We start from the raw sequence: 11522 nt of genomic DNA, 5'->3' as shown, positions 1-11522 counted from the left end.
TAAAGCACCCGTTAGCCATCCATGTAGCGCAAAATCAGCGCTACACCACAGAGAATGAAAATGTGAAAACCTGGGTATAGGATACTACGGCTGGGAGAGGAAGGTCGATGAACTATGGTGCCATAGAGCCCATCCGTTAGTCTGACTCCAACGACCACGGTGCATCACAGACTGTCGCTCCCTTACGGGAAGCACTCATGGGAGATTAATCCTACTCTGGTTATTGCACCAGCCTCCAATACTATTTGCCGTAGAAAGGATGATTACCATGGAAGTAATCATTGAACGTGCTTGTGGGATGGATGTCCATAAGGATTCCATTACTGCTTGTATTATTACGCCTAAAGGAAAGGAGATTCAAACGTTTTCCACTAAAACTGTATTTCTATTACAGTTAATTGACTGGATTAAGGAGCATGGTTGTACTCACGTAGCAATGGAAAGTACAGGTGTATTTTGGAAGCCTATTGTTAACTTGCTAGAAGCCGAGAGCATTGAGTTTTTAGTAGTGAACGCTCAACATATGAAGGCAGTACCAGGTCGCAAGACCGATGTAAAGGATGCCGAATGGATTGCCAAACTTCTTCGTCATGGTCTACTTAAAGCAAGTTTTATTCCAGACCGAAATCAGCGGGAATTACGAGAGTTGGTTCGATACCGTCGAAGTATTATTGAAGAGCGTGCGAGACAACATAATCGGATTCAAAAGGTTTTAGAAGGAGCGAATATCAAACTCGGTTCCGTTGTCTCCGACATCATGGGTGTTTCGTCGCTTGATATGCTTCGTGCTATCGCCGATGGCGAAAATGATCCTGAGAAATTAGCCAGCTTTGCCCGCCGATCAATGAAGAAGAAAAAGAGTGAACTAGAACTAGCTCTTCGAGGGTATATCAATCCACATCAACGTCTCATGTTAAGAACCATTCTGGTCCATATAGAATTTCTAACTGAGCAGATTGAGCTATTAAACGAAGAGGTGGCTACTAGGTTATCCTCCCATCAAGAAGATATAGAACGATTGGATTCCATTCCTGGCATCGCCACTCGAATGGCTGAACAAATCTTAGCCGAAGTCGGTACAGATGTGGAGAAGCAATTTCCCAGTTCGGCGCACTTATGTTCCTGGGCAGGATTAGTACCTGGACATAATGAAAGTGCGGGCAAGAGGAAATCAACCAACATGAAAAAAGGAAACAAGTACTTGAAATCGGCATTAATTGAAGCAGCTCATTCTGTTAGAGGATCCAAAACCTACTTGGGAGCCCTGTATAGGCGTACTGCATCAAGAAAGGGTAAAAAGCGTGCAGGGATATCAGTCGCTCATGCCATTTTAAGAATCAGCTATTATCTCCTAACACGCAAAGAAATGTACGTAGACTTAGGGGAAGATTACTTTGACAAACAAAAAGAACAATCGATTGTACGATATTCTGTTCGAAGACTTGAAAACTTAGGTTACAACGTTACAATCACTGAGCCAAATGCCTCCTAGTCCAACCCACAATTTAATTCTCATTTAGGCGCTGCACTTTTTTAAAAAATTATTGAGCTGCGTCCGATTTCGTATTGCCTTTTTCTCAAAATCGAAGATTTTAATTTTCATGGGAGTTGAATAATTCGAAGAAGTTTGTAGCCCGTAAATTACGAGAAAAAATATAAACTAAAGGATACCATTATTGTTAACGGTATCCTTTATAAAAATTAAATTTGTACTTCGCTCATTAAAGCGTGTGTATTTCCTTCTGTATCTTTAAAGAAAGTCATCCATGTTTCTGTTTGATTCATTTTTGCTACGACGTGTGGTTGGTCGATAAAGGAAACTCCTTTTTTATTCAATTCTTCATATGTATCTTTTATATTTTCAACTTGGAAATATATAACGGAACTTGAATTGGCGAATTCATCTTTTTCTGGAAGAGTAAGTAAGAGTCTTTGCCCATTACATTCAAAGAAAGCCATTCTGTCTGTGCTAAAAAGTAGGGGTAGTCCTAATGCTTCTTTATAAAAAGCAATTGCATTTTCTACATTTTTTATCGGAACTCCGATTTGACCAATTTTTTGAATCAAGTTTGTTTCCATAACTAATTCCTCCATTCATTTTATCTTCTTTTTCATATTAAACATTTCGTTTGTTTATTTCTTATCCAAAATCACTTTTTATTCCGAAATTGAAGAGGAGAAATTCCAACATGTTGTTTAAACATTTTAGAAAAGGAAGCAGGATTACTGAATCCAACCTCATATGTTATATCCGTTATGTTAAATTCTATTTTAGACAAAAGTTGTTTTGATTTTAATATTCTAAATTCCGAAATGTGTTCATGGGGTGTTTTACCATATATCCGTGAATAATTCCTTAGTAGATGATTTGGCGATAAGCAAGAAACTTGAGCTATGTCTTGCAACTTTATTGGCTGATTATAAAAAGCTCTTATATAATCATGAGCTATACTTACTCTTCTGTATAATTCCTCACGTGTTGATCTTTTGATGGCAAGTATTGATTCAGCTTCTTGCAAAGTATTGATATGTTCAAACAACATAGTTTGCATTAACTTAAAAAATTGCTCGTCTAACCAAAGTGGATCATTTTCAAAAAAAGTTATATTATCTTTAATTGTCTTAATTTGGGAAGAGAGAATTAAATCTGTGTTATAGGTTTTTTCAAAAAAACCAATTGAATCAATTTCTTTAAAAGGATCAGAAAGAAGTATCATAGTAGATTCATTTATATTACGAAAAACTTCTTCAGCAAGCCCTTCTTTAAAAAAAATACAAAATGATTCAATAACGTTATCTTCGTCAATTGATATTGTATAAGGACCTTTGTTAAGAAGTAGATATCTATTTTCCTCTACAGCAAAAAAACCTTTGTTAGTTTTGTAATGAGCATTTCCATTAGTGAATGTTTTGATTGAAAGCTGTCCATTACCTTCCCAGTAGAATTGTTTACTTTTTGCATTCAGAACAAAATTAGAAGAGCATTCTTTTTTCATTGTATCTCCCCCAAAAAAGTATAATTATCGCCTTGTTATTAAACTAACCTGCTGTGTTAGTTTAATAAGAACTGAGCTAAAAAGTAGCTCTTGATCATAAACTCAAGCACTCGTTTGTTGAATAAGAATCTTATTTTTAAATCCATATTGCTTTTGTATAAGCTATATTTAATCCTGCTCTTTCCATATTATTTTGACTGACAGAACCAAATTTTGCTTGTCCCACAATTAAATCACATTCTAGTTGTTTAGCTTGAAGGATACGGTGTTCAATTAAAGCAGCCTGTATTCCTTTATTTCTTAAAGATGGAATGGTAGCCGCCGCAGCGAGAGTAGCTATACGGTCATTTACGAACAAAACCCCTATTCCAGCAGGTTCGTTTTCATAGCTAGATAAATAAAATGTCCAATTTTCACTGTCATAAAGTATTTCATTATTTTGAGCTATTCCGTCTTTTAAGAAAGGCGGCATTTGAAAACCTTTTATGTAGATTTCAGCAAAAGTACCAAATTCCTTTCTTTTTAATTTACGGATTGTAAGTTTTTGTTCATTTAGCTTATCAATAGTTGCCAATTCTCTTGAGAGCTGAGTATAAAGAGTTGTATGAAAATCGTTATGATAATAGCCTGCTTCACTTAGACAAGTTAGCAATTCTGAAGAAGTATGTGCTGGAGTTAGTTCAAAACGAACAGGAATCTCTTTTTGTTTATAGAAATCTATTATCTTTTCTATATGCTTTTCATCACCTGCTTTTAACCCTTTTACTGTATTGAAGGATGGACCTGGTATGTTCTTTACTGAAAAAGCTGTTGCATTCCCAAACTTTTTAATCTCCACACTCATTGGGTTTCTATCAATTTTTTGTATCTCTGTTAGTCTAGAACTCAAAGCGTCTATTTCTGCATTTTCCAATCTTTCTGCTAATTCTTTTTTTACAACTATGCTCACCTTGTCACTCCCCAACTAAAAGTTACTTACTGGTTCAACAATAATTCAACAATGAATAAATTTTTTCTTATTCAACTAACCTGCTAGTTGTTATTTTCCAGTTGCTTTACGATGATTATTTCGGAAAGCGAATCTTCAACTAAACTGCCGCGTTAGTTTAAGTGAACACTTTCACAATCTTCTATTTATTTTAACATAAATATCCAGTGTCAATGTTTATAGGAAGATCCATTTATATTTTCGTTAACGATTAATTAACCTTTTCCTTTAACAGAGCAAATAAAAAGAGAATCCATTTAGTACTCAAATGGAATCTCTTATCTGTTATTCTGAAATTATGAATAAATTACTTAATACTTCTCTACAGATGTTTTGGATATATCCATCTGTGAAACGGTTAGGACTTACTAATTTGTCATAAGTGCTATCTTGATATCTTTGATAATCCATTAGTTGTTTATAAATCTCATTTCTAATGTCCTCTTCTTTTGCACTAAGTGATTCTTTAAGCTCCTTCACTACAATTAGGTGCCTCTCCATCTCTTCTGCCGATATATCATACCTTGTTTTATTAACACTAACGTTATCAACTATTAGATTCTTCAGCTGTTGATCTTGCTTGTCCACTTTTTTGGGTAAGACTAATGCTTGATTAGCATAATCCTGTTCAATTGCACTTTTAACATATGCTGCAGGATTATTCACTTCACCTAGATTGACTTTATTCTTGGAATACGCAATATTACGTTCAATCTGGTCCTTAGAATAGTTCTCCACTAATTTACTAATTGCTTTGGGTTTTAATCCGAATTCTTTTAAGTTTGGTTCCAGTAAATTACTTTCTATATTAATCGGTGTGATCACCTCTTTCCGTGAGTTACGGAAAATATGGAATTCTATTTTATCAACTGCGCGGCCTTTTTTAATTTCATTGAACTCAAAGTAAATATCTGATTCAGCTTTTAATTCTTTCTGTGCTTGCAAAAGAATCCTCTGCTTAAAATTAGAGTACATCGGGTATTGTCCTGGTTCTATTCCCATTTTTGTTCTTAGTTCTTGCAAAGAAATAGTTCTAGTCGAGTTTAGGTTTATCCTTGACTTCAACAACTCGTAAATGCGGAGAGAATATATACTCTTCAAATTTGTTATATTAAACAATTTATATGAAGTGAAGTTGCTAGTAAGTGACAATAAATATTTTTCCCAAAAAGGATGGATCTCAATTGTAATAGTTCCCTTTGTAGAATTATATTTCACCATAGAAAACCAGTTAATTTGCACAGCTTCATCCTCAATAGTTATATCTATAGGCTTACTCAAAACGTCCCTTGTCATACTTCGTAGTTCAGTATAAGCCGACTGACCTTTTAGCTCTAGTAACTCTAAAAATTGTTTAATCGGAAAAATATATGTATTGGTAGAGATATCATTTGGTTGAATATTAGAAAAGACTGTTTGAATTAATTTAAACTGTGTTGCAGTTAATTTATATGAAGCTTCAATTAGTAAATTTGATTTTGTAACGGTATTATCTTTATTTATTAACAACTCTACTAATTTTGTTTCTACAGTTTCTACTACATTAGCCATTCAAGCACCGCCTCGTGAATATTAAAAATAGTATAACATAAACAAAAAGAAGTGTTGCATTTAGGCGAAAAACCTTTTTCCTCCCACAAAGACACCAAATCCGTTGCATTTCATAAGTTAATGCAACAGTTCATCGTTCTTTACACCAAATGTGTTGCATTTCGGTTATAAACGGCTCAATCTTGGTGAATATACTTCAAATTGTTTGCATTTCATAAGTCAGGTCCAAGTATTTACTCCAAAATGTGTTGCATTTCACGTATAAACAGCTCAATTATGGTGAATAATACTTATATGAGTTACAATCCATGTGTTAATGCAACTAGTCGTTGTTATTTACACTTAACGTGTTGCATTTCAGGTATAGACAGTTCAATTACAGAAAATAATACTCTTTATGGCTGGATTCCATGTATTAATGCAACAGGTTGTTGTTATTTACACCAAATGTGTTGCATTTCGGGTAAAAACACTCAATTTTGATGAATAACACACCAAATGCGTTGCATTTAGATCAATTCAACACCATTTTCGTTGCATTTATACCCTAATACACCATTTCCGTTGCATTTCCTCTCCATAACACCATTTCCGCTGCACTTTACACCAATTCCGTTGCAGTTGCTCACCAATTTTGTATGATTAATACACCATTAGCGTTGTAATCTACACCATCCACGTTACACTTCACACTGATTTCGTTGCACTCTACACTGATTCCGTTGCAATATACACCATTTCCGTTGCATTTAATCATTAAAAAGTTAGTAATACCAATGCTTTTCACGTTTCACAAACAATATAAACAAACAAACAATATAAACATATAAAACAATATAAACATATTGTATAAACAACTAAACAGATTAGTAGTCTTATATAAATAAAATAAATTAAATTTCAAATAAAAGTACCAAGTAATATTATCTCTTTCTTAAGTTCTAGATAGGGAACAAAATTTTGCTCTATTCGTTTCTAAAATAAGTTTCTTGTATTCATTAAAAAAATCACCGCTCAGAAAAAAAGAGGGGTGATTTTTATCCTTACATTCCAACTAAATTGTAACTAGACAAAATATAACTTCTAACACCTTTTCAAATGGGGAAATTTACCGATTGTGAAGATATCGTCAATTCCTTTGCCGTCAGCTTCATTCCATATTGCTATATTCACCAAATATCCTAATCTTTTTAATTCCTCCATCATTTGTAGCGAATGGTACCTTACATCTGGATTAGACATAACATCCATATCAATTGCCACATTCACCCGTTCGACACCCATTTCTTCTAAAGCAGGAAGAATAGTGCGCCATGTATTAATTCCAGGTGTTCCAATCACGGTAGAACCTACATCCATTAATTCTTCTGCATCATACACATTTTTTATATGTTCTGCTGCAATATCCGCTTTTAAGCCACCTTCTGTAATCCACACTGCTTTTGTGCTGTGTAAATTACCTGATTGCCAATACTTCAATTGTTCAGTCGGAACAGCTACATGATATGGCAACGGATCTCCTGCTCCTGTACCGTTCGGCTTGTTTGCAGAACTAAACCAAAAATATTTTTGACCATCGACTAAGGATACATGACCATATTTTCCGTCTTGATAAACACCATAAGCATTATCATTCTTTTCTAGTCGAACTTCTTCAATGATTTCGCCATCTATAATGATTTGTACCAGATTTGGTTGTTCAATAACCCGTGCTTGCAAGTTATCGAAAGAACCTGGAATAACTTTCACTTCATTAGGTACTACATCTGCTCGTAGTTGAAAACCAATAATTTGATTTCGCTCATTACGATAAGGAATAAAGAACCCATTTCCTCTAGTAAAACTCCACCCGAATTCATTCTGATAAAAACCAGGAACACCTTTTAGTTCTTCCGGTTGCATATGCTTAGCCATTTGCTTTACCGTTATCCATGGTTTTTCCGAAGTTGTTTTATACCCTCTGATTTCTATTTGTTCACGACTCATTTTTCGTTTTTCATTCATCAAGTGCATACAATCGGCTTCTTCCAACGTAAGTTGAGCAAGCAAACTTCCATACGCTTTATTCAAGCTTGCTGCTCCCACTTTCTTATTTCCTTGAACAAAATTAGCTTTTGTAACCTTTTTTGGTTCCACAAGATTATGAATCCAACTTGGAAATTTTACAGAGAATTGTACTTTACTTTGATTCCGAATACATACGACCTTTTCTCCGTTTTCATGGATCATACACCCTCCAGTTTTATTGCAGATAGGACATACTTCTCTAGTATACTCATACCAACCTGGTATCTTACTTCTCCTAAGATTACTCATGTATTCTGAACACCCTTTCTCTAAGTCTTTAGATTAAATCACTTGCTTAAATCTCTTTTTGTTAATTGGAGGCATAGCCGTTACTAATGCATACTTTGTTTGTTTGGAAAAATCATTTCCAATGACAAGTACCATTGGTAAACCATCTGTATCTACTCCTTCAATAATGACAGATACACGATTTTTGTAAATTTGTGTATCTGTCTTTTCGCCACTCATAATACACGCAATTAAATCTCTTTTGGTGTATCCTCTTTTTTCCATTCGCAATAGCACATGGCTAGTTAAACGGATCTTACCCTGCATAAGTGCTTTTTTTATTGCTCTGATATCCATTTCATCCTCTCCCTTCTACATAATAAAAAAGAGCGGCATTGGCCATAGTAGTCCTGTACAAGAAAATGTACAAATCACTCTAAGTCCAAAGACCGCTCTAATAGTCGTCACCGCAGAACCTATCCGAAGATGGTTTGCAAAAAAGTTAAATAAATAAGAACTACTGTAAATATAGCACCCTTTTTCTAACCCTTCAACGTTTTTAAAAAATTAAACGACCAATTTCTTTTCGCTTTAGCAGTCAACCTAGAGCTTTTCTGAAATTCTTTTCCAAATAGATGTTTGCTAATTTCCAAATATTTCGGCTCTAATTTAGCACGTACATCTTGTTTCAAGTACAGTGGTTTATTCTCATAGTAATTCATCATCGTTTCCTCATGAAGTGGAGGTAATTGCACGAGCAAAGGTAATTGTAATTCTTTACATAAACGGGATACTTGTGAAAACGGATAAGCTTTGTTGAATACGACATAAATAGGAATATCCACGCGTTCTCTTATTACTTGTATATAGTCTTTCCAAGCTAAGATTTCTTGTGTCGAATCATCTAATACAATCCATAATTCATTTAGATACTGAAGGGAATCTTCTGTATAGGAAGTCATTTTTCCAGTCGGTAAGTCTACCAAAGTCATTTCAATTTTGTTAGTTGTAGTCATGTAAGCTTCTAAAGCGTTAGCATCCCAATGTCGGAGGGTATCTTCTTTGTCTAACGGTAGAAACATTATGTTTTGGTATGTCCATTTCCATTCTTCATCTGAATCTACTAGGAGTGCCTGAGCATAACTAATCCAATCACTCGGAACATTTGTATATCTTTCCAACCAACTTTTCAATGCATGCTGTTCTGTTAATCCTTCTAAAACTGCTGTTTGCACTTTATTTTCAACTAAAAACAAGGCGAAGTTAATAACAAACGAAGTTACACCCATACGGTGAAGCGGTGACCATACCCCCACGGTATGATGTCCTTCCCACCTTTGACTAGTCATTTTCTTTTGTATTTCTCGTGCCCGTTCTTGATACGGTATTTCCTCTTGGAGTATTAGTTCGGTTACTTCCGTATCTATATCCCCTTTCCCCTCTTTTGAAAAAGAAGGAACTTCTTTGCCAACAGTATTAGTATTTACTTGTGGTGTTACAAGTGTTGGACCTGGAGCAGATTTGAATGATTTTTGTTGTGCTGCTTCTGTTATAAGTTTGAGATTATCGGACATTTCATTATCGTCCATTTCATCTTCAGCAGTTTGAAAATTCATCTCCACTTTGTGTTCACTTGTTATTTCTCCATTCTCTTTATTTATTATCGGAGAGGATGTAAGTTCATTTGTCAGTTTTTGTTCCTGCTCTCCCTCTGTATGAATTGCAAGTTTTTCTATAGGTTGCTCTTGTCTCATATTTTCAGCATTTTCTACTTTAGCGGGTGTAGGACTTGTTTGTTGTTCATTTTGGGTGCTATCCGAATTGTTTAATGTAGTGGGAGCAGCAGATAGATTATCCGTACCTAAAACCTTCATTTTAAATTTCTTTGATAATAAAACAGTTATATATTTTATGAATGCATCATAATCGTTACATTTCTTTATGAGATTACTTTGTTCACTTGTTTTCTTCTCAGTCTTTTGATGATATTTTTCTTTTGTATGATCACCAAACAATATAATAACTGCATCCTCTAACTTTGCGTCGAGTGTATGAAAATCATCTTCGGATAATTCAATATCCGTTATGAGCAAAGAGGGGTTGATAGAGTTTTCCAATTTAGCCCACGTACGATAATCCTTTGGATTCTCGATCAATTCATACTCAATATTTAAGTTAGTACATATGTTGGTAATTTCTTTTATTTGTGCTGTGTTTAACTGTTCAGAAAGATAAAGAAATGCATATCTCTTTCGATGTGTAGACATTCAATCACTCCTTTTTTCCAATAAAAAAACTCATACCTCCCCCTTGTTATAGGTTGGTATGAGCAGTATTTGCTTTGTTTGTATATGAAATTAGTCTTTTAATTACTATATCATAACTACCAATTAACTTGATAGAGGAAAATTTTAATTCAATTTACAACCCAGGAAAAGTTTGCTAAACTAAGTGTATAACTATTCTTTTATTTTCTTAATGCAAATCCCTCACTTTTCGAGTGATTCTGCGGTGACGAACAATTAATAAGCCTTTGGGCCGATTGAGAACTATAGCATATTTTTATTTTCATGCTATAAAACTACCAATCTGCTCAAAGGCTTTTTTTGCGTTCTCTTTTAAAGGAACAGTTAAAAAACTTTGAGAAAGGGTGTTTAAGATGGCAAACGCTATCAATGATTTACATGAAGTATTGGAGGTACTAAAAAGCCCGCTTAATATTACTGATATTGAGTGGAGAGTACAAAGTGCTACAGAGAAAAACGGAGTCACCAAGGTGTTAGTATTGCCTTATATAACTTCGCGAGCAGTAATGAATCGTTTAGATGAAGCAGTTGGTCCTTATTGGCAAGATGCTTATCAAACTATCGGTACTGCCAAAAGCACAGGATTCCGTTGTATTTTGTCTCTGAAAGTTGGAGACGAATGGATTTCTCGTGAAGATGCATCAGATATACCTGACATTGAAGAAATCAAGGGAGGTTATTCTAATGCTCTAAAACGAGCTGGAGCTAAGTGGGGTATTGGACGTTATCTGTATGATTTACAGCAATATTGGGTTCCTATTCAGAATAATGGAGAACATTATGTAGGCGGGAAATTTAAAGTTAATGGACAAGAGAAATACATTACAGGATATTTCAGTACGCCTAAGTTACCTAAATGGGCATTACCGAAATCACCTAATTCTCAAAACTCTAATCCACCTGCAAACCAATCAAGCCAAACACAACCAGCTAACAAGCAAGGGAATAATCAATCACCTATGCCTGAAAGCAAGGAAGAGAGACAAAAGAATGCGTTAGCTCATGTAACCGGTGCCCTTCAATACTTAGAGATACCTCTTAATTTGGTTCCTCATTTATTAGAAACGGCAAGTGGTTGTAAAGCGCCATTGGAACAAGCATCTGCGGATGATTTAGGAAAACTATATTCAGCTCTAAAACCTGTTTGTGTATATGTGGAATCATGTTTACAAATGGGATTGGATAAAGAAGGAATCCTTTATTATGCACAGATCATCTTAGCGAAACCTTTCCAAGAAATCTATGAGTTACCTTTTAATGTGACGAAGGAACAAGTAGAAAAAACACTTGAATTAGTAAGAGCAGACCATCAGCCAAACAATCAATCTCAGGCACAAGGTCAAGCAAGCTAATTCTTAGAGAGACCAAACACGAATTTGAAACGGA

The 11522-nt window shown here is 34.8% G+C and carries 8 protein-coding genes and 1 pseudogene; 2 read left to right on the top strand and 7 right to left on the bottom strand.

What is annotated here, in order from left to right:
• Positions 1 to 268 precede the first annotated feature (268 nt).
• Complete coding sequence (locus tag MKX53_RS19545; protein WP_340913697.1) at positions 269 to 1492, top strand: IS110 family transposase; 1224 nt, start codon at positions 269 to 271, stop codon at positions 1490 to 1492.
• Between the two features lie 209 nt (positions 1493 to 1701).
• Here the strand turns inward: MKX53_RS19545 and MKX53_RS19540 are convergent, their stop codons facing one another.
• The 7 genes and pseudogenes from MKX53_RS19540 to MKX53_RS19510 form a co-directional block, all read right to left on the bottom strand.
• A complete protein-coding gene (locus MKX53_RS19540) occupies positions 1702 to 2079 on the bottom strand; it encodes a VOC family protein (RefSeq protein ID WP_340913694.1) in 378 nt (125 codons plus the stop codon).
• A gap of 54 nt (positions 2080 to 2133) precedes the next feature.
• Positions 2134 to 2996: pseudogene (locus tag MKX53_RS19535) on the bottom strand (helix-turn-helix domain-containing protein).
• Positions 2997 to 3132: 136 nt separating this feature from the next.
• On the bottom strand, positions 3133 to 3945 hold the full coding sequence (locus tag MKX53_RS19530) for a GNAT family N-acetyltransferase (RefSeq protein WP_340913688.1): 813 nt from the start codon (positions 3943 to 3945) through the stop codon (positions 3133 to 3135).
• A gap of 324 nt (positions 3946 to 4269) precedes the next feature.
• A complete protein-coding gene (locus tag MKX53_RS19525) occupies positions 4270 to 5535 on the bottom strand; it encodes a replication initiation protein (RefSeq protein WP_340913685.1) in 1266 nt (421 codons plus the stop codon).
• 1083 nt (positions 5536 to 6618) lie between these two features.
• Entirely contained in the window at positions 6619 to 7764 is a 1146-nt protein-coding gene (locus MKX53_RS19520; protein ID WP_340913683.1) for a hypothetical protein, read from the bottom strand.
• Positions 7765 to 7884: 120 nt separating this feature from the next.
• Positions 7885 to 8187: a DUF4258 domain-containing protein gene (locus tag MKX53_RS19515; RefSeq protein ID WP_340913682.1), complete on the bottom strand. Its 303-nt coding sequence runs from the start codon at positions 8185 to 8187 to the stop codon at positions 7885 to 7887.
• 185 nt (positions 8188 to 8372) lie between these two features.
• The gene (locus tag MKX53_RS19510; RefSeq protein ID WP_340913678.1) at positions 8373 to 10097 is read right to left on the bottom strand and encodes a hypothetical protein; all 1725 of its coding nucleotides are present in this window, start codon (positions 10095 to 10097) and stop codon (positions 8373 to 8375) included.
• Between the two features lie 392 nt (positions 10098 to 10489).
• Here MKX53_RS19510 and MKX53_RS19505 point away from each other — a divergent pair, with 392 nt between their 5' ends.
• The gene (locus MKX53_RS19505) at positions 10490 to 11488 is read left to right on the top strand and encodes a Rad52/Rad22 family DNA repair protein (RefSeq protein ID WP_340913675.1); all 999 of its coding nucleotides are present in this window, start codon (positions 10490 to 10492) and stop codon (positions 11486 to 11488) included.
• Positions 11489 to 11522 lie beyond the last annotated feature (34 nt).

Source organism: Psychrobacillus sp. FSL K6-4615, assembly GCF_038008225.1.
Classification (GTDB): Bacteria; Bacillota; Bacilli; order Bacillales_A; family Planococcaceae; genus Psychrobacillus; species Psychrobacillus psychrotolerans.
The sequence above is the reverse complement of the archived record's forward strand: the minus strand, read 5'-3'. Positions and strand labels throughout refer to the sequence as shown.

Excerpts from the sequence above, each read along its gene's own strand:
- MKX53_RS19520 (WP_340913683.1), bottom strand. The coding sequence starts at position 7,764 with ATGATCCATGAAAACGGAGAAAAGGTCGTATGTATTCGGAATCAAAGT.
- MKX53_RS19545 (WP_340913697.1), top strand. The coding sequence starts at position 269 with ATGGAAGTAATCATTGAACGTGCTTGTGGGATGGATGTCCATAAGGAT.
- MKX53_RS19510 (WP_340913678.1), bottom strand. The coding sequence starts at position 10,097 with ATGTCTACACATCGAAAGAGATATGCATTTCTTTATCTTTCTGAACAG.
- MKX53_RS19515 (WP_340913682.1), bottom strand. The coding sequence starts at position 8,187 with ATGGATATCAGAGCAATAAAAAAAGCACTTATGCAGGGTAAGATCCGT.
- MKX53_RS19505 (WP_340913675.1), top strand. The coding sequence starts at position 10,490 with ATGGCAAACGCTATCAATGATTTACATGAAGTATTGGAGGTACTAAAA.
- MKX53_RS19540 (WP_340913694.1), bottom strand. The coding sequence starts at position 2,079 with ATGGAAACAAACTTGATTCAAAAAATTGGTCAAATCGGAGTTCCGATA.
- MKX53_RS19525 (WP_340913685.1), bottom strand. The coding sequence starts at position 5,535 with ATGGCTAATGTAGTAGAAACTGTAGAAACAAAATTAGTAGAGTTGTTA.